We start from the raw sequence: 19,417 nt of genomic DNA on the forward strand, positions 1-19,417 counted from the left end.
GTAAAAAAGCAACGCCAAGTGCGGTTGGCGTTGCTCATTACGCACCTTTAGGTGCTGCTGGAATAATGGCCCTTATAGGGCCGTTCTGCAAACCCCACGTTCAACGTGGGGTTATGATTATATGTCGGTGAGCAGGCCCATCTCCTGCTTCAGCTCGTTTAAAAAGCATTCGGCAGCCTTGGACAGAACCTGATAGCGCTTCCAGATGATGGATGCTTTGGCTTCTATCGTGGGAGAAAGAGGGCGGAAACATAGATTGCTGTCTCCGCTCACGTTGATTAGCTTGTCAAAGCAGACCGCATATCCGAGTCCTTCCTCCACAAGCAGAGAGGCGTTGAACACCAGATTGTAGGTGGCCACCACGTTCAGCTTTGAAATGTCCTGCCCGAACCAGTTGGACATGGGCCAGGCATCGGCTTTCTGGGCGGAAAGAATCAGCGGCTTGTCCAGCAGGTCCTGGGGCTGGACGGCATCCTTTTTTGCCAGCGGGGAATCCCGGCGCATCAGAACGCCCCAGGTATCGTGAACGGGGATTTTAATGGTGCTGTAAATGCTGGTATCCACCGGGCTGTAAACAACGCCGAAGTCGATCAGGCCCCGGTCCAGATGCTCCTGCACGAAGGATGCGTTCCCGCTGAGAATATGATAGTGGATGTCCGGGTATTTTTCCTGAATTCGTTTGGCGGCCCTTGCAAAGATGCGAATCAGATCCGATTCGCCGGTGCCGATGTACACATCCCCGGCGATCACCTCGTTGGACAGGGAAATCTCACTTTCTGTCATTCGCACCAGCTCCAGAATCTCCTCCGCCCGTTTGCGCAGGAGCATGCCCTCCTCGGTCAGCAGCACCTTGCGGGAGCCCTTGGTCCCCCGAATCAGCAGCTGCTTGCCCAGCTCGTTTTCCAGTGCCTTCAGCTGGGTGGAAAGGGTCGGCTGGGAAAGATGCAGTGATTCCGCTGCCGAGGAAATGTTTTGTTCCCGGGCCACCGCCAGAAAGTATTGCAGCACGCGAAGCTCCACCTTCATCACCTCCTGATTTCAGTATAATTGAAAATTCTATAATTTTCAATTATGAAAATGCATCAAATATAAGTATTTGATATGGCATTCTTGCCGCTTTATAATGAAGCCAGAGATCAGGACCAACAAAGGAGGTTGTTGTTTTGGAAAAGGAAATGCTGAAAGGAAAGGTGGCCATCATCACCGGAGCCAGTTACGGTATGGGCCAGACGATGGCGGAACTGTTTGCCGAGGAAGGTGCCGCCGTGGTGCTCACTGCCAGAGGGCAGGAAAAGCTGGATGAGGTGGTGCAGGGCATCCGCGCCAAGGGCGGCCGCGCAGTGGGTGTGGTGGCGGATGTCTGCTCCACCGAGGATACACAGCGGGTGTTTGAAACCGCTCTGCGCGAGTTTGGGGATGTGGATATCCTCATCAACAACGCGGGCATCGGCGAACAGAAGATGATCGACGAGACCGACGATGACTGGATGCTGCTTGTGATGAACACAAACCTGGGCGGCCCCATGCGCTATATCCGCGAGGCCTTGAAAATCTTTATGCCGAAAAACGATGGCGTCATCATCAATATCTCCTCCGTGAACGGTGAGCGCCCCTTCTGTGGAGCTGCCTATACCTCCACCAAGGGCGCGCTGAACACGCTGACCAAGAATGTGGCCATGCGGCTGATTGACACCAACATCCGATGCAATGCGGTGGCTCCCGGCGCCACGGTGACCCCGGCCCACATCGCCAATAAGGCCGGCGAACAGCCCGGCGGCGCAAAAATGCTGGAGCACAGCGGGCATTTTGTGTATTTCCCCGGCCCGGAATGCGACCCCATGGACCAGGCCTATGCCTGCCTGTTCCTGGCCAGCAAAATGGGCCGTCACGTCAAGGGTCAGGTGATTCAGGTCTGTAACGGTGCGTTCCTGTAAACAGCGGCAGTGCGCTGTACAAGCAACAGCGAAAAAGAGGAGGCAATTTGAATGATACAACTGCTGATTGATCTGCTGACTCCGATCTTCATATCAATGGGCGTCAGCACAACCGATGTGCAGACATACGTAAACATGCTCAGCGGCTATATTTACACCATCATTGGCCTGTTGGCAGTGGCTGTTATTGTTATGGTAGCCGCCCATTTTCTTGTAAAAAAGGGAACACGTCACGTGGTGCGCTGGAGCGCGGGTCTTGCCTGGGCCCTGGCTGTGGCCACCATCGCCAACATCATGTGCTTTGGTCCGCTTTACAACAATCTTTCTCCCATCATGAACACTCGGGCACAGGTGAGCGAGGAGTCGATTCAGAACAGCAAGGCGGTGATCAAAGAGGTTGGAGAGGAAGGCATGGTTCTTCTGGAGAACAACGGCGTTCTGCCGCTGACCGATACCACCAATCTGAACGTGTTCGGCTGGGCATCCACCAACCCGATCTTCGGTGGCACCGGTTCCGGCTCTTCGGACAACAGCGCTTCGGTGGGAATTCTGCAGTCGCTGACCGATGCCGGCATTTCCTACAACAAGGAAATCACCGACATGTACACCGAATACAGCCCCACCCGCAACCTGGGCGGAAATGTGGTAAGCGTCACTTACACGGACTGGTCGCTGCCGGAACCGCCGGTGGAATACTACACGGACGAGCTGATGGCCAACGCGCAGAAATTTTCCGATACGGCGATGATCGTCATCTCCCGCTCCGGCGGCGAAGGGCAGGACCTCCCCACCGATATGAATGCCATCATCCACGGTACTTAACGGCCGCAGAGGAAGGTCTGATCGATTACGATGCCACGGTCCAGTATCCCTTTGGTTACGGTCTGAGCTACACCAGCTTTGCCCAGGAGATCGTGGACTTTTCCGACAATGGGGATACGGTATCCCTCACCGTCAACGTAACCAATACCGGCGATGTGGCCGGTAAGGACGTGGTGGAGGTTTACTTCACGCCGCCTTATACGAACGGCGGCATTGAAAAGGCTTCGGTCAATCTGGTGCAGTTTGCCAAGACTGCCCAGCTGGAGCCGGGCGCGTCCGAGACGGTCAGCTTCACCATCGACAAGGAGGATTTCGCCTCCTATGATTCCGGCTGTATCAAAACGGCCGACGGCGGCTATGTGCTGGAGGCAGGGGAATATGCACTGTCCATCCGGGCAGATTCCCACACCGTGCTGGACAGCGTGACCTTTACGGTAGAAAGCGATGTGGACTACAGCGCAAACGGCCGCCCGTCCGACAGTGCTGTACCCACCAATCAGTTCCAGGACTATTCCGCCGGCAACGTGACCTATCTTTCTCGCGCGGACGGCTTTGCCAATTATGCCGAAGCGACGGCAGCTCCCGCGGAAGACGCCTATTCCATGGACGAGGATACCCTGGCCCGCATCACGGAAAAATCCGTGGCCTATTATGACCCCACACAGTACGATGATCCGAACGATGAAATGCCTGTCACCGGCGCGGACAATGGCCTGAGCCTGGCGGATTTCACCGGCAAAGCCTACGATGACCCGCAGTGGGAGGAGCTTCTGGATCAGCTGACCTTTGATGAAATGTTCAACCTTGTAAACCTGGGCGGCTTCCAGACGGTGGCCATGAAGTCGGTGGGCAAGGTGCAGACCATGGACTCCGACGGCGGCACCGGCCTGAACGACTGGTACATTGGCGTTTACGGAACCTCGTTCCCCACGGCGGTGCTGATCTGCCAGACCTGGAACACCGACCTCACCTACCGCACCGGCGAGGCGCTGGGCGCAGAGTTTGCCGATTGCGAGATCTGGGGCTGGTACGGCCCGGGCATGAACACCCACCGCAACGCCTTCTGCGGCCGTAATTTCGAGTATTATTCCGAGGATGGCGTGCTGGGCGGTTATATGGCTTCCGCCATGGTGAACGGCGGTACCAGCAATGGAATCTACGCCTACATCAAACACTTTGTGCTCAACGATCAGGAAACCAACCGCTGCTCTTTCCTGCTGACCTATTCCGACGAACAGGCCATCCGGGAGATCTACATGAAGCCGTTTGAACTCTGCGTGAAGGAAAACCGGGATATGGGCGGCGCTGCTGCTGGGTATCTCATGGCGGTGATGACCTCCTTCAACTTCATCGGCGATGTTTACTGCGGTTCCAATCCCGCATTGCTCAATGATGTGCTGCGGGGCGGCGGCGATCTGATGCTGGGCTTTTTGCAGCACGAGTCCAATCAGCTGACCGACCGGGATTCCGCCACGCTGGTCAAGGCGCTGCGCCAGGCGGCGAAGAATATCTTCTTCACCACCGTGAATAGCGGTGCCTATACCCGCAGCACCGCCGGCACCGGTCTCAGCCCCATGGTCAAGACCTTCATTGCCATTGATGCGGGCATCCTTGCCGCGGTGGCAGTGGTGGAAGCCATTGTGATCGTGCGGTGGCGCAGAAAAAGCAAGACCACGACCTAAAGAATAAAAAACAAACCGGTTTGGTTTGCGGAATGAACGGATAAAAAATCACCTGTACTCCCGGCGGAAAACTGCCGGGAGTACAGGTGATTTTACGGTTTTAAGACTGTTTGTAAATGTTTTTCAGGAGTGGGTTTCTACGGTGACAGCGGGCTCTTTTTTCTTTTTGTAGCTGCGCAGCACCAGCATCTCCAGACCGATCAGAACAATTGCAGCGGCTGCGTCGGCGGCATACACATAAACGCGCCAGCCGATGCCCTGTTTGGCCTGATAGCTGTCGCTGTAAAGGTAGCTGTTGACCACCGTGTACATTACGTTTTTGCAGGCCCGGCGCATGTAGGTCACAGAGGAGGGATCGGTGCGGTCGGTCACAAAGTTGGGTCCGCCGTCCACAGTTGCCAGCATGCCGTCCACGCCATTGGCCAGCGCCGCGTCGGCATTCATGAAGCCGTGACCGTTGTTGCGGAAGAAGTCGGTGATGGCCATTCCACGGAAGCCCCATTCATCCCGCAGAACCGTCTGCATCAGGTTACTGTTTTCGCCGGTCCACTTGATGCCCAGGAAACTCCAGGAAACCATCAGGGCATTGGCCTTACCCTCCTTGACACAGATTTCAAAGGGCTTGAGATAAATTTCCCGCAGGGCCTGTTCGTTGGTCCAGACGCAGACCATCTTGCCGTTGAAGTCGTAGGCGGCAAAATGCTTGATGTAGGAGTAGACTCCCTTGCTCATGGCGCCTGCAACCGCTTGGGCGGCGATTCGCCCGGCCAGTACGCCGTCCTCGGAGAAGTATTCGTAGTTGCGGCCGCCAAAAGGGCTGCGGTGGGTGTTCATGGCGGGGGCGTACCAGCCCTGGATGCCCATTTCCACGCACATCTGGCCCATGGTCTCGCCCCACTGGCAGGCAAGCTCCTTGCTCCAGGTGTTGGCGATCACGATCTCGATGGGGAAGCCCAGCGAGCCGTAGCCGGTGAAGTTGTTGTTGATGGCGGCGGGGCCGTCCATGTCCAGAGTCTGGGCCTTGCCCACCGACTTCATGGCCGGGGTCTGGTAGCCGCACAGGGCGATCATATTGGCCATGTCATCCACGGTAAGCTGGTCCAGCAGCAGTTCCCATTGGGGATCGTCATAATCCAAACCGCGCATGTCGGCCAGGGTAAGGCCGTAGTCCGCTCCGGTGGTGGGCATGGAGGCGTTGGGGTCCAGGTAGGTGGAGGGGTCAAAGTTGCTGTTCAAGTGGTATTGCTGCACCAGGTCCTCCGGCATTTCCCTGGAAACAGGAGCAGCCACGGCGGCAGCGTAGTTGGCAAAATGATCTGCCCGGGAGAGGTATTCCACATCACCGGCGCAGTCGTCAAACCGGTTGGTGGCGGTCAGATTATCGCTGACCCGGCCCTCTTCGCCGTCGTACACGATTTTCTCCTCAAGCGTGAACACCTTCTGATCCAGAATGGTGTGAGAGTCGCTGTTGATGGAGATCACATAATCTCCGGCATCCAGAATGTAGGCCTTGGCATCTTTGTAATCGTAGGAGGCCATGTCCTCCAGCGCAAAAGAGAAGGAGAACGTCTGGCTCTGACCGGGCTGCAGCAGGTCAGTTTTTTCAAAATCAAGCAGATTGGCGGTGGCCTTCTCCACACCGCCGTTGATGTAGGGCGGGTTGTAGAATACCTCCACCACGTCTTTGCCCGCCACGCTGCCGGTGTTGGTGACCGTGACGTCGAACTGAACGGAGTTGTCGGTGACTGTCAGCTCACTCATGGTCTGGCGGAAGGTGGTGTAGCTCAGACCATGACCGAAGGGGTACTGAACTTCTTCTTCGTAATGAATCAGGCCCTCTGCGGCAGCAGTCTCGTAGAACTTGTATTCCACATAGATGCCCTCCACATAGTTGGTGAAAGAGGGGTAATAGGTTTGAGATACGCCGGAATTCATGCCCTCAACCGCCAGATGCTCCAGGTTGGAGTAATGGTAATCCTCGTAGTTGTTCCACCAGGGAGCGTTCTTCAGATGATAGGCAAAGGTATCGGTGCTTTTGCCGGAGGGGTTCACGGTGCCGCGCAGAATTTCGCCCAGGGCAGAAAAGCCCACATTGCCCGGGCCGGGGCACCAAAGCACCGATTTGATCTGCTCGTAATCGTTCACGAAGCCAAGTTCCATGGGATTGCCGCTGTTCACCAGCAGGATGACCGTATCAAAATTGCTGCACACCAGCTCGATCATGGCCCGTTCGGTCTGGGAAAGCTGCAGATAATGATCGTCCGGCTGGAAATCGGCGTAGGTATCCGAGTTGTTGTCGTAACCGGCTTCGCTCATTTTCATGGGCATGTCGTTATGTCCCTCACCGGCCAGGCGGGCGATGGTAACCACGGCCACGTCGGAGAAGGCCTTGGCGTTGTCCATCAGCTCCTGGGGATAGGCGTCCACCGGCGGTTCATACAGCGTCCAGGACTGGGTGGTGATGGTCATGTCCGGCCGCTGGGCGGAATAGTTCGTGTAAAAATCCAGCAGCTCCTGGTTCACAGAGAATCCGGCCTGCTCCAGACCCTGCTGGATGCTCACGATATCGTACAGCGCGTTGATGCCGCCCGAGCCGGTGCCGCCGTAAATGGGGTTGGAGGAGGCCCAGCCGAACAGATTCAGGCTTGTCGCGTCCGTCAGGGGAAGGGTGCTGTCCTTGTTTTCCAAAAGAACAAAGCCTTCCTCCGCAATTTGTAAAGCAGTCTCCTCGGCTGAGGTCATGGTCTGGTCGCTGATCTGCGCTTCCTTTTCCAGCGCCAGATCCAGCAGGGAGGAAACGCTCCCCAGCATAATGCCGTTTACTGCCACCAGAACGGCGAGCAGCATGGCCAGGCCAGCCTGCGCCCGCACGAGAAACCGCTGCGGGCGGGGCCGCCGCCCGGCCGCAAGCACAACAACGATCCCGGCCAGAAGCACAATGCCCAGACCGATCAGATACGGGGCGCATTTTTGCAGTACGCTGATCACATCTTCGATTTCAAATGAAAACATTGATTGCCCTCCTTGTTTTTCGCTGTTTGGGGTGATGCAAAAGAAAATGGCCAACTCTTTTTCCTTGCACAAATTATACCCGGGGCAGCGGGGGACGAAGAAGAGCAGAACAAAGCAAGTTGTACGGGAGCAGACAGTTTTACAAAAACTGTTCAGCAGCCGAACAGATTTCCGAGGATTGTACGTTTCTTGACAGTGTGTACAGTAATGTGACATAATGATCCCAGGAGGTGTTGGCATGGCGAAGGAAATAACCAAAAAGGAGGACCGCCGGGTCACATACACCAAAAACGCGATCAAGGATGCGCTGCTGGATGCACTGCGGCACAAGCCTTTTGAAAAGCTGAGCATCAGCGCGGTTTGCGCGGATGCTCAAATCACCCGCACAACGTTTTATACCCATTATGAAAATCTGAACCAGGTATTAGATGAGCTGATCTGCGAGGCCTTTGAAATGGCGGCGGAAAGCGCATCCGCTGTACACCTGAGCTTCCCGGAACGAATGGTCTATCTGACCCGGTTCAATACGGCGGAAGAGCTGCGCGAACATAACGGGGATCTGCCTACCTGCCAGCGAATCGCGGATACGCCAAAATACCGCGTTTTGTTTCAGGATGGCACCATTTCGGACTATATCCAGAACAAACTGTTCCTGATGCTGAAGCCCACCGTGGTGCCGGAGCTGGCGGAATACTGTCTGGTCTCCCCGCAGGAGGCAGAAGCAATGTTTCACTATTTCCTTTCCGGTTCCTACGCCTTGAACAGCGCCTTGGGCTGGATCAAGGACGACCGCTGGTTTTCCATGCGGCTGCATGTTATTCATTTGGAGGCGGCTGGCCTGGAGGCGATCCGTCAAAGAAATCTGAAAACGGGTACCCGCAGCTGAAAACTGCCTGTGATATAAGCTGGAGGGAAAAGATGTATCAGTACAAGACGATCGAAGGGATGTCGTTTAACAAACTGGCGGAATGCCTGAATCTGGCTTTTTCCGATTATTACCTTCCCATACGGTTAAATGCTGCCGCGCTTGCCGGAATCTGCAAAGCAAGCGGAGTGGACGAAAAATTGTCCTTCGCCGCGTTCCAGGAAGAGAAAATGGTGGGGGCACTTCTCCATTCCCGGGGCGTTTACCGGGGGAAAACCGTACTGTTTGATGTGGCCGCGGGCGTTGTTCCGGAGCATCGAGGCAGAAAGGTTTTCACAAACCTCTTTTCGCTTGCAGAGCAGGAGGCCAAACGACAGGGAGTGGAAGCTTGTTGTTTGGAGGTGCTGCAGCAAAACGAAAAAGCAATCGCGTTGTATCAGAAACAGGGCTTTTCAGTTTGCAGAGAGTTTGTTGTTTTGCACGGAGATGGTTCTTGCTGTTCTGTTTCCGCACCGGACAATGTGGAGTTTACGGAATATGAAGATTTCCCGTTTGAGGCAGTAAATGCCTGCCATTGCCCACTTCCTTCCTACGAGCATTCGGAAGCCGTTGTTCGGAAAAATCCGGAGCTGTATGGGGTGGCATCAGCAAAAAGGGAAAGAGCATTCGCGTTTTGTGTTTATGCAAAGGCGGATGGGAGCATCGTTCAGATGGGTTACCAAAAGATTGAGGATCTGAACCTGGTCCTTTGCAGTCTGCTTGCACGGTATCGCTCGCTCACGGCAAAAAACATTGACGAAGAGGAACGGGGAGTTCTGGAGCTGTTCCGCTGTCTCGGCTTCAAAGAAGTGGCAAGACAGTTTGAAATGGAAAAGCAATTTGCCCGGATGGAAGCGTTGAAATAATAAAGATCTTCCAAAAGCCGCCGTTTTCTTATGCCACACCGGCTAAAGGCATCGAGCTTTTTGCTCCCGCGACTTTCTGACACAACAAGAAAGCCGTGAAACCAGTGTTTCACGGCTTTCTTTATGGTGGACCTGGAGGGATTCGAACCCTTGACCTCTGCGATGCGAACGCAGCGCTCTCGCAAAGTGGTAAGTTTTCTGCCAACGGACTGCGGTGTATGGTATGCCAAAAATTGATTATACAGCATTTGCAGAAACAAAAATTTGCAATGGCTTTTTCTATCGACTTGTGACGCGGCGTTTTGTTACAAGTGGGCACTGATGTGGGGATAACTTTTTGCTCAAATGGTCTTGCTTAATTTCGTTCAAACGAATATACTAATAATAATTGAGTGTAAGCCCATAAGAGAAACTTTGAGGTGTCACAAGTGAACGGATATATGACAGTGCAAGAAGCTGCTGAAAAATGGGGCGTGACCCCCCGACAAGTTCAAATTTTGTGCAAAGAAAACCGAGTTGCTGGGGCGGCGCGCATGAGTCGGATTTGGATTATTCCAGACAATGCAGAAAAACCGACAACTGATAAAAGAGGACAAGGTAGGGAAAGAAATGATTCTCAAAAGCACCATGTATCAAAAACAGAATATTGATTTATCTTCCGCACCTTGGACGATGCATGAGTTTTTTGCTGGCAGTGGTCTTGTTGCGTATGGTCTAAGAGAAATGTTCTCTCCCGTTTGGGCAAATGATATCAGCGAACAGAAGGCCGCCGTTTATGAGGCTAATTTTGGGCGTGAGCGGTTTGTGCTGGACGACATCAAGAATATCAGGGGGAGCAACTTACCTTTCGCTCACCTCTCCTGGGCCAGTTTTCCTTGTCAGGATTTGTCTCTGGCTGGTTCTATTGGCGGAATCCATGCGTCCCGCAGTGGCTTGGTTTGGGAATGGCTACGGGTACTGGACGAGATGGACGAAAAACCTAAGATTCTATTGTTGGAGAATGTGGCGGGATTGCTGTCTACAAACGGTGGCGACAATTACCGTGTTCTTCATCTGGCGCTCGTAGAGCGAGGATATCGTTGCGGGGCCATCTTGCTGAATGCTTCCCATTTTGTGCCCCAATCCCGACCGAGGGTGTTCATTATTGCTGTACAAGAAGACTGTTCTATTCCAAAGGAATTAGTTGGGGATGAACCATGCTGGCTACACAATAATGCAGCGATACAACTGGGCCACGAACTGCCGGGCTGGGTGTGGTGGTATACAGAAAAACCTCCGCGCCGTGTTGTGTCTCTTAAAGATATTGTGGAGGACAGCGCGCCATTTGATAAAGATGACGTTTTACGGCTGGTTCCCGAGCGGCATCAAGCAAAATTGCGTGCGCACGATGCCGTATACGCCACAGGCTATCGTAGGACGAGAAACGGAACACAGCAGTTGGAGCTGCGTTTTGATGGGATTGCGGGTTGCTTGCGAACGCCAGAAGGCGGGAGTAGTAAGCAGTATCTGGTGGTCAAGAAGAACGGCCAGACTCACGCGCGTCTCTTGACCGTGCGCGAAGCTGCCAGACTGATGGGGGCACCAGACAGTTTTCTACTTCCAGGTAGCTATAACGACGGATATAAAGCGATGGGTGATGCCGTGGCCGCCCCGGTCGCACGGTTTATAGGAGAGCGTTTCCTGACAAAAATTGCGGAGGCTGTATACGATGATTAGTCCTGAAGAACGCCTGAAAGCGTTTCAATCTGAAAACCATATCACCACGAAGGGGCCCCTGTCTTTGGTCGTACAATTTACCCGTATGGTGAAAGATAAGGACTTTCCGCTGAATCCAGATGACTTCCAGACGAGCAGTAAAGGGCAGGTTGCCGGGCTTGGTGGAGCCAATCTGAAAAAGATACTAAAAGAACACGGCATTACCCAACAGTTGTCCTCCGAAGGCGGGAGAACCAGCCGGGGTAGCATGGGCCTGATGATTAAGTACGTGGACTTTTTGAACGAATGGAATGCAGAAGAATCCGTGGATTTTTCCGTGATCGAGGACTTTTGGGCCGAGCAGGTGCGTGAATACTTTAGAAATCAGCCGTTCGTTCTGACTGCAGACACGTCTAAAACTATCGGAGCAAATCTGGATGAACTGTTTGAGCAGGCGAAAAAACGCCAGAGTCAAAATCCCGGTACACAGTATCTCGGTACTGTGTTGCAACATCTTGTCGCGGCGAAGCTTTGTTTGATCATGCCGGAAAACTCTTTCGAAATTCACGGGGCATCCGTTGCCGATGGTCCCACGGATCGCAACGGCGATTTTGTCATCGGCAGTACGGTCATCCATTGTACGACCATGCCTGGCGCCTTGCTGATTGAAAAATGCAAGGCTAATCTCCGCGCTGGTTGCCGTCCCGTCATTATCACGATTTTTGAGCGCGTACATACCGCTCTTAATCTTGCCGAAGACGCTGGATTGGCCGGACGCGTAGAGGTATGGGATGTTCAGCAGTTTTTATCTGCTAACGTTTATGAGCATAGCCTTTTCGACGAGACAAGGCGAAACTCTACTCTCTCCGGAATAATCGACCGATACAACAAAATTGTGCTGGAAGCAGAAACAGATCCCAGTCTCCGCATAGAGTTTGAAGCCAGGTGATTTGTAGTGGCGGATATTTTCGATGCAGAAAAACGGTCCGACATCATGCGACAGGTCAAGTCCAAAAAGAATAAGTCCACTGAACTGCGTTTGATTGAAATATTCAAGCATAACGGAATCACAGGCTGGCGAAGAAACTATCAAGTAAAGGGACATCCCGATTTTGTATTTCCCAAGGAAAAGATCGCTGTGTTTGTGGATGGTTGCTTCTGGCACGGACATGATTGTCGGAATACACGTCCCGCCGACCATCAGGAATATTGGCAGAAGAAACGTGAACGGAATATGAAGCATGACCAAGAGGTAACCGCACTATTTAAGGCAAGAGGCTGGATTGTATTGCGGATTTGGGAGTGCGAGTTGAAGAAGAAAAATGAAGAGTTCTTAAGTGAGAAACTATTAAGCTTGTTAAATAGTAAAAGAACCCTTATGTCCAAGGAGGAACCATAGTTATGCCGGTTGCAGCGGTAGACTTATTTTGTGGTGTAGGCGGTCTCACCCACGGATTGGAACTCGCAGGGGTTCCTGTAGTTGTAGGTGTTGATGTTGAAAATTCATGCAAATTTGCATATGAACATAATAATCGTGCACGATTTGTTTTGCGCGATGTTACTCAACTTGCAAGCGATGAATTAGAAAACTACTTTCCTGAAGGAACTACAAAAGTACTTGTGGGATGTGCCCCATGTCAACCGTTTTCCACATATTCGCTTAGATACAATAAAAACGGTAAGAAGGATGATAAATGGCGGCTGCTATACTACTTTGCCAATTTAGTTGAAGCCGTACTTCCGGAAATAGTATCTATGGAAAATGTTCCGCAACTGTCCCACGAACCAGTTTTTAACGACTTCATTAGCAAGTTACAAGAACTACAGTACCATTGCTGCTGGAAAATCGTTAACTGCGCTGACTATGGCGTTCCACAAAGCAGGCGACGATTGGTTCTTTTGGCATCAAGGCTTGGAAATATAGAATTGATTCCTCCGTTATTTGACGAGGAACATTATTTAACGGTTAGAGATGCAATTGGAAACTTACCATATCTTGAAGATGGTGCAGTCGATCCTGACGACCCTCTTCATAGAGCCAGTCGATTATCGCAAACAAATAGACGAAGAATTCGGCAATCAGTGCCAGGTGGATCATGGAAAGATTGGGATGATGATTTAAAATTACCTTGTCACAAAAAAGCTTCTGGTAAAGGGTATCGTGCAGTATATGGTCGTATGGAATGGGATAAGCCATCGCCGACAATTACTACCCAGTACTATGGGTATGGAAATGGTCGCTTTGGGCATCCTGAACAAAATCGAGCTCTCTCTATGCGTGAAGGCGCATTATTGCAATCCTTTCCACCGGAGTATCAATTCCTTGATCCCGAACATTTTGAGACCAATCGAAGTATCGGCGTACACATAGGCAATGCCGTCCCTGTAGAATTGGGGCGAGCAATAGGACTTAGCATTATGGATCACTTAAATAACATGGGGGTGAGATAATGTCTACTAAGCAGGTCACTATTAGCGAGGCGCAAAAAGTTGCTGCTGAAGAGCAAATTAGCAAATTGAGGAAAGAAATTGACTATAACACACGCGATTATACGATAGACTTCTTAATCCAACAATTTAGGTCTGATGAGTTTTATATTCCCGACGAATATCAACGACAGTATATTTGGAATGAGGCGGACAAAAATCGATTCGTAGAGTCAATTCTTTTAGGACTTCCTATACCGCTCATGTTCTTTTCTGATACTGAAGATGGCCGTTGTGAGATAATTGACGGAGCGCAGCGAACTCAAGCTATGGAAGAGTTTATGTCTGGCGACTTAGTTTTATCTGGTCTGAAAAAACTTAATTCATTAAACGGCTTTTCCTACAACGATGTACCAGCCTATTTTCGCAAGAAATTTGATAAAACCAATATGCGAGTAATTGTGTTGTCTGATGATACTTCATTGGAAATCCGGCAGGAAATATTCAACAGAATTAACACAACAGGAAGAGAGGCTAAGCCAAGCGAAGTCCGTCGAGGGAGTTTTAGGGGTCCATTTATGGATTTCTTAATGTCATGCACTGAAGACGATATATTCAAAGAAGTGTGTCCTATAAGCGATACTATGAAAAAACGGTATGAGCAGTTGGAATTGGTGATTAGATTCTTTGCATTTTTAGACCATTATCAGGAGTTTAATCATCGCGTTGATAGTTTTTTAGATGATTACATTGAGAGCACAAAAGATTCTTTTGACGGCGAAAAAATGAAAACAGAATTTGATCGAATGCTCAGTTTTGTAAAAAAATACTTCCCATTTGGTTTCGCGAAGACTTCACGGGCCAAATCTACACCAAGAGTTCGCTTTGAAGCTATCTCTGTTGGTGTCGCATTGGCCTTGCGTGAAAAGCCTGACTTGGTTCCTCAGTCGATGGAATGGCTTGATTCGGAGGAGTTCAAACGCCATACAACTACCCATGCCAGTAATTCCCCTGCAAGGGTAAGCGGACGCATTCTTTATGTAAAAAATATGCTTCTTGAAGGTGCTGATTAATGCAAGCTATTTTGGATATGTTTGATGAGCGTGTTCAAGAAATTGACTTGTATTTCGAAGCGATAAAGGAATTAGACAGGGGCTCTATTGGACACGCTACCGATACTCACTATTTTAATGAAGAATTTATAAAAATATTAAAAGCCAATACTTTGCTCATGATCTACAACCTGGTGGAATCAACCGTAATGGGGGGAATCCTTGAGATATACGATAAAGTTAAACAGGAAGGTCTTACTTATTCTGGAGTTAGGAAAGAAATCAAGGATATTTGGTTTGCATATAAATTCATGCAGGTATATGATCAGCAAGCTCATTTTAACTCATACAAGAGCAAAGCGCTTGAAATTATTAATTCTATACTTAATGGAGAGATAATTGAATTAGATAGAAAGGCCACAGCCATTAGTGGAAACCTTGACGCACAACAAATACGGAATGTATGCAATGAGCATGGAATCAGATTTAGTGCTGAAGAAGGAAGCCGAGGTGGTATTGTTCTTGAGACAGTAAAGGAAAGACGAAACGATCTTGCTCATGGGACCTTGTCCTTTGCAGAATGCGGCAGAGATTATAGTATTGATCAGCTTATTGATATAAAAAAAGAAACAGTCCTATTTTTGAAAGGGCTTTTAACTGGCATGAAAAAATATTACGATGAGCAACAATATAAACTTTGAAAACACCACTATTTCATCGGAAATATTCATAAAAGGCTGGCTATTTTTGCCTACGTGTGCTATTGTGTCTTGCTACAAGGAGGCGAGACGTATGAACAACACACTGAAGCTACTGTATGACAGATTGTATACCGCTTTACCCATGTCAGAGGCTGAGCAGGAAATCGAAACTTGTCACCGGCAACTCATTGAGCGCCTGGAAAAACCGGAGAGAAAACTGGTGCTCCGAATCATGGACGCACAGGGCCTGATTGCAGAGGAACGCTCCGTGGACAGTTTCCTTTGCGGGTTTAAATTGGCGTGGGAACTGGCATATGAACTGAATCACTTTGAAATGGACAGGCATCCATCTCCAGTGGAAGAAGCGGAGATGGATGCCTGATTCTATCCCTACTTAATGACAAGGGTGCCGCCCAGCCGATACCGGCACAGTCCAAAGCCTGTTTCAGATCGCTCTAAAATGGTCTCCGGGATTTGTTTCAGATACTTCCGCCCAAAGCTGGTGGTGCCGAAATATGCGTCAAAGTTGGCCACCGGCAGCACCACCCAGTCGGAGTCCTCCGGCTTATTGGCAAGGTAGTAGGCCGCCAGCGTCTCCACCATCTCCACGGGAACGCCCTTAGGCGTGAGGCTGCGAAGTTGCACCACCAATGCGGGTGGAAGTATCGGCTCCTCTGTCCGGAGCGGCCCCAGCTCCAGAGCCTGGGCCAGAAAACTGTCAAACCGCAGGCCCCACTGCCCCTTGGTGGTGGGGGCAAACAGGGGGATCTGCATCTGAATTACCTTGTCCCGCCAGGCACGGTCAAAGCCTTTCTCAATGGAGGCGCACTTCTTTTGAGCGCTGCTGGATACCCGCTCGGGATTTTCCCGCACAAAATCCACCACCCGATGCACATGCCTGTGAAACCATCCGCTGCCGTTTTCCTCCACAAGGCCGGGAAACTCCCCATGGAGTTTTCCAAAATCACTGCTGAACTGCCACGCCTCCCGAGGCGTGGCTTTTTTGCTGCTTGGCACACTGCACCAGGCGCACAGACCCCGCTTGGCATAGTCGATTCGCTCCCGGGGCGCTTTGACCGGGCTGCCATCCTCGTTATGAAACAGAAACCCTCTTGCCAGGATGGTCAGCACCCGGTTGAGTCCCTCGAAATCCAAAATGGTGTCGAAGGTAAAGAGGCCCAGGTAGGTGGTGTCCTGCTTGTTCCGGGCGGTGTACTTTACCGCACCGGTGTAGTCCTGAAATTCCTTCCACTCATTCAGCATGATCCACCTCCAGCACATGTTCCTCAATATGATCCGGCAGCAGATCCCACAGTAGGTTCCGCTTGCCCAGGGCTACCACATAGGGCGCCGCCAGGCTGGGCCGGACGATCTTGTCCAACAGCTTGCGGCAGACCTTGGACACCACGGCCCGCTCGTTGCCGCTGAAAGGGGCGGACAGATAGGCCTCCATCATCTTCTGGAAGGCCGGGGAGTCCGCCGGGCGGCGGAGCTGCTTCCGTTCCCGGGCTGCCGCCAGATCGTCCGTATCACAGACCAGATCTCCCAGCAGACGGAACCCGCCGTGGCGGAAGTCGGTCAGAAGATCGTAGTAGTCGGCTCCCTCCGGCAGCCACTCCCGCAGAAATTCTTCTCTCTGCCCTTCTGCCATCAGGTGCCACTGCTGTTCCACGATTGCCTTTCGCAGAACGGCGATACGCTCCGGGGAAAGCTGCTGGAAGAAGGCATACAGCTCGTCGCTGTCGTAGAGTTCCTCTTGCCCCCTGGCGTAGAGGATACGATCGATGTCCGTTTTCCGCTGCTGTCCCTTGGCGGGGGCGCGGCAGGCCCGAATGCGGGAAAGACAGTGCTCGTAGTCCCACAGCAAGGCAGAGACAGAAGAAAGAATGTTCTCATCCAACTGTTTTTTCCAGTTTCGCTCCTGAGCGAAGGCGAATAGTTCGCTGTCCTTCGCTGGTTTCTCCTGAATCTTCGGCGTGTTGCGCTCCAGCTGGCGGGCCAGCCAGGGCAATCGCTCCACCGGGGAGTCCACCGTGTCCCAGTCGATCCCGGCAAAGAAGGTCTCCAGCCGCTCCCGGTGGGTGGGCTCATACCAGGCGCGGTTACGCTCCTCCGCACGCTCCACCAGGTACTTGTATTGGAGGAAGGGGGTGCGTTTCACGCTTTTCCTGCTGAGAAATTTATCCAGGTTGGGCCGCACACCGGTCTTGGCCGCGTCGATCTCCAGTCCGCTGTAGATGGCCAGGGCCTCCAAGTCCCGGCGGCACCGCTTGCGCTCCTCCGGGTCGGCGTGGTTGTTGTAGGCGATGACGCTGCGATCCAGGGCGGCGTTGCAGATCTGTCCAATGCGGGCAGCAAAGGTGTTCTCCACCGTCTGAAACCGGGCCTGCCAGTCGTTAGCGTCGGACTTGGGTGCGGACAAGGATGGAATTTTCAGCAGGGGCAGGTTGGCGTTATTGGAGAGCTGCTGATGGACATCGTAGTCATAGTTCCGCTTCACACATCGGTTCAGAATGGGATCGGCAATGGTCTTGATGAGGTCGCCGTCGTAGTCGGCGCCGCCCAGCCGCTCCGCTGCCAAACTGTCAGCGGTCACCATGACCACATCGGTGAGGTGGCCCAGGTAGTGTTGGCGCAGGTCGTCTCCCCCCGGATACACCGACAGCTGCAATTCCTCGTTCCGGGCGATGTGGGGATTGCGCAGCAGAGTACAGCTGTCCTCATGGTCATAGGCTGCACCAGGAGCAAAGAAGCTGTCCTCCGCAAAGAAATCTCCCATCACCTGATTGCAGAAGTCCCGCTCACCGGGCAACTGGAACACACGGGGCGCAATTAACTGCCGCAGCAGTTCCAACAGATCACCGGAGAGGAATCGGTTGTCCCCTGGCACCAGCAACCGCCCAACGGCGTAGCCTCGGAGGATCTTCCGGGCCTGCCCATCCAGCTGTTCCGCGTAGATAGGTTCCCGGATAAACTTCGGGTTCTTCTCCAACACCCGGGCCATGATGTTCGCCCGACTTCCTTTTGACTGGCTCAGGCCCCGGCGAAAGTATTCCTGCTGATATGCTTCATTGGCACGAAAGTTATAGTAGGCCGTCTCGGTGGCCTTGGTCAGCCATTGCCGGGGGTCATCCTCTGGACTGTGGCTCCAGCCATCCGGCAGGTCGGCGGGGCGAAACTCCTCCAGCTGGATGGAGAGGGTGGAGAGAAATTGATAGTTGAGCTCCACCAGCTTCTCTGGCTCCGTCTTACTCAGGTTGGTGATGTACAGGGCGTGGTTGTAGTCCCGAAAAGCGTCCCAATAGTCCTCCCAGGTCATACCGTTCTCCCGCAGCCAGCCGTAGGCTTTGAACTGGCTGCGGGTGAGGATGATGTCCACACTGCGGACAGGGTGCGCCTTGCCCCAGATGTCCACAATGGTCTGGGTGCCGCTGCGCTTCAAAAAATCCTTGAAATCCACCTGATGGAGCATCCCCTTGATGTAGGGCATCCGAATCTGGAAGGAGGTGTGAGTGTGGCTGCCGCAGCAGGCCTTGTCCACTACCTCGGCGTACTCTTTGGAGATGAGGCCCACGCCGTCAAAGCAGGTGATGTCCAGATCTTCCAGTGTATCTGCCCGGTAAAAGGTTCCCGGCTCTCTGCCTTCCCGCAGGGTGATGACAGGGGCTCGCTCCACTCTCTTGGTTGGATTGTCTATGACGATGACCCGGTGTTTTTTGTCAATGCGGATGCCGTCCACCCGGGTTCCGCTGGAGAACATGAGACCATTGTAGGCGTAGCGTTTGCTGAGCTGGCATCGGTCCAGCTCCATATTCAGCATGATCCGCTGGCGCATGGGCTCATACAGATCCGCCCGGATGAAGGAGAGACGGGACTGACGGCTCATGCTGGCGGAGCGCTCAAAGGCCACATAGCGGTGTAGACCGCTGCCGAAGTCCAGGGTGATCCCCTCGGGGCGGAACATGTCTCTGGCCTTCTCCCGGCGGGCCTGCTGCGTCTTTCCGGTTCCGCGCCGGTCAAAGATTCCGGCGAAGTCCATATAGAACAGCACATCGGAAAGCGATGTGACTTTCTCATCGCTACGCTCCCGCCAACCCTCCCCGTGGAGTTGGTACATCAGCTGATGGAACATAGCGCAGCTGTCCTGCTCGTGCTTGGCGCCCGGTACCTTGCAGTGCTCGGTGGCACTGCGGTTCAGAGCAAAGGTGTAAACGCCGTCTTGCTCCGCGGCATAACTCATCACCGCCCGGGCAGAGAGTTCGTAGATCTGATAGGTCGTCATTGGCTCACCTCCGTTTGCTCTATTCTACCACAAACCATTT

Annotated in this window: 17 protein-coding genes; 13 read left to right on the top strand and 4 right to left on the bottom strand. The window is 52.5% G+C overall.

Annotated features, from left to right (window positions below; translation table 11 throughout):
* Positions 1 to 117: 117 nt before the first annotated feature.
* Positions 118 to 1,020 (bottom strand): LysR family transcriptional regulator, encoded by a 903-nt coding sequence (locus tag B5G03_RS09105; RefSeq protein WP_087181524.1) that lies wholly within the window; start codon positions 1,018 to 1,020, stop codon positions 118 to 120.
* Between the two features lie 143 nt (positions 1,021 to 1,163).
* Here B5G03_RS09105 and B5G03_RS09110 point away from each other — a divergent pair, with 143 nt between their 5' ends.
* The 3 genes from B5G03_RS09110 (at position 1,164) to B5G03_RS17880 (ending at position 4,438) form a co-directional block, all read left to right on the top strand.
* Entirely contained in the window at positions 1,164 to 1,934 is a 771-nt protein-coding gene (locus B5G03_RS09110; protein ID WP_087181405.1) for an SDR family NAD(P)-dependent oxidoreductase, read from the top strand.
* A gap of 51 nt (positions 1,935 to 1,985) precedes the next feature.
* Positions 1,986 to 2,756 carry a hypothetical protein gene (locus B5G03_RS17875; protein WP_242962381.1) on the top strand — a complete coding sequence of 257 codons (771 nt, stop codon included), beginning with the start codon at positions 1,986 to 1,988 and terminating at the stop codon, positions 2,754 to 2,756.
* 92 nt (positions 2,757 to 2,848) lie between these two features.
* Positions 2,849 to 4,438 (top strand): glycoside hydrolase family 3 N-terminal domain-containing protein, encoded by a 1,590-nt coding sequence (locus tag B5G03_RS17880; protein WP_242962383.1) that lies wholly within the window; start codon positions 2,849 to 2,851, stop codon positions 4,436 to 4,438.
* Positions 4,439 to 4,561: 123 nt separating this feature from the next.
* Here the strand turns inward: B5G03_RS17880 and B5G03_RS09120 are convergent, their stop codons facing one another.
* Positions 4,562 to 7,450 (bottom strand): glycoside hydrolase family 3 C-terminal domain-containing protein, encoded by a 2,889-nt coding sequence (locus B5G03_RS09120; protein ID WP_087181406.1) that lies wholly within the window; start codon positions 7,448 to 7,450, stop codon positions 4,562 to 4,564.
* A 238-nt stretch (positions 7,451 to 7,688) separates the two neighbouring features.
* Between B5G03_RS09120 and B5G03_RS09125 the strand changes: the two genes are divergently transcribed.
* From B5G03_RS09125 to B5G03_RS09170, 10 genes are all read left to right on the top strand, one after another.
* Positions 7,689 to 8,336 carry a TetR/AcrR family transcriptional regulator gene (locus B5G03_RS09125; RefSeq protein WP_087181407.1) on the top strand — a complete coding sequence of 216 codons (648 nt, stop codon included), beginning with the start codon at positions 7,689 to 7,691 and terminating at the stop codon, positions 8,334 to 8,336.
* A gap of 32 nt (positions 8,337 to 8,368) precedes the next feature.
* On the top strand, positions 8,369 to 9,220 hold the full coding sequence (locus tag B5G03_RS09130) for a GNAT family N-acetyltransferase (protein ID WP_087181408.1): 852 nt from the start codon (positions 8,369 to 8,371) through the stop codon (positions 9,218 to 9,220).
* A gap of 419 nt (positions 9,221 to 9,639) precedes the next feature.
* Positions 9,640 to 9,870: a helix-turn-helix domain-containing protein gene (locus B5G03_RS09135; RefSeq protein ID WP_481808412.1), complete on the top strand. Its 231-nt coding sequence runs from the start codon at positions 9,640 to 9,642 to the stop codon at positions 9,868 to 9,870.
* Positions 9,830 to 10,936 carry a DNA cytosine methyltransferase gene (locus B5G03_RS09140; RefSeq protein WP_242962385.1) on the top strand — a complete coding sequence of 369 codons (1,107 nt, stop codon included), beginning with the start codon at positions 9,830 to 9,832 and terminating at the stop codon, positions 10,934 to 10,936. The genes B5G03_RS09135 and B5G03_RS09140 overlap by 41 nt, the downstream gene beginning before the upstream one ends.
* Positions 10,929 to 11,864, top strand: a complete 936-nt coding sequence (locus B5G03_RS09145; RefSeq protein ID WP_087181409.1) for a DUF4928 family protein — start codon at positions 10,929 to 10,931, stop codon at positions 11,862 to 11,864. The genes B5G03_RS09140 and B5G03_RS09145 overlap by 8 nt, the downstream gene beginning before the upstream one ends.
* Before the next feature lie 6 nt (positions 11,865 to 11,870).
* Entirely contained in the window at positions 11,871 to 12,314 is a 444-nt protein-coding gene (locus tag B5G03_RS09150) for a very short patch repair endonuclease (protein WP_087181410.1), read from the top strand.
* Positions 12,315 to 12,316: 2 nt separating this feature from the next.
* Positions 12,317 to 13,366 carry a DNA cytosine methyltransferase gene (locus tag B5G03_RS09155; protein ID WP_087181411.1) on the top strand — a complete coding sequence of 350 codons (1,050 nt, stop codon included), beginning with the start codon at positions 12,317 to 12,319 and terminating at the stop codon, positions 13,364 to 13,366.
* Positions 13,366 to 14,415: a DUF262 domain-containing protein gene (locus B5G03_RS09160; RefSeq protein ID WP_087181412.1), complete on the top strand. Its 1,050-nt coding sequence runs from the start codon at positions 13,366 to 13,368 to the stop codon at positions 14,413 to 14,415. Before B5G03_RS09155 ends, B5G03_RS09160 begins: the two co-directional genes overlap by 1 nt.
* Positions 14,415 to 15,095 (top strand): MAE_28990/MAE_18760 family HEPN-like nuclease, encoded by a 681-nt coding sequence (locus B5G03_RS09165; protein ID WP_087181413.1) that lies wholly within the window; start codon positions 14,415 to 14,417, stop codon positions 15,093 to 15,095. Before B5G03_RS09160 ends, B5G03_RS09165 begins: the two co-directional genes overlap by 1 nt.
* Before the next feature lie 91 nt (positions 15,096 to 15,186).
* Positions 15,187 to 15,477 carry a DUF6809 family protein gene (locus tag B5G03_RS09170; protein WP_087181414.1) on the top strand — a complete coding sequence of 97 codons (291 nt, stop codon included), beginning with the start codon at positions 15,187 to 15,189 and terminating at the stop codon, positions 15,475 to 15,477.
* A gap of 8 nt (positions 15,478 to 15,485) precedes the next feature.
* Here B5G03_RS09170 and B5G03_RS09175 read toward each other — a convergent pair whose 3' ends face one another.
* On the bottom strand, positions 15,486 to 16,358 hold the full coding sequence (locus B5G03_RS09175) for a hypothetical protein (protein ID WP_087181415.1): 873 nt from the start codon (positions 16,356 to 16,358) through the stop codon (positions 15,486 to 15,488).
* A complete protein-coding gene (locus B5G03_RS09180) occupies positions 16,348 to 19,377 on the bottom strand; it encodes an RNA dependent RNA polymerase (RefSeq protein WP_242962387.1) in 3,030 nt (1,009 codons plus the stop codon). Before B5G03_RS09180 ends, B5G03_RS09175 begins: the two co-directional genes overlap by 11 nt.
* Positions 19,378 to 19,417 lie beyond the last annotated feature (40 nt).

The organism is Gemmiger sp. An50 (assembly GCF_002161595.1).
Lineage (GTDB): Bacteria > Bacillota > Clostridia > Oscillospirales > Ruminococcaceae > Allofournierella.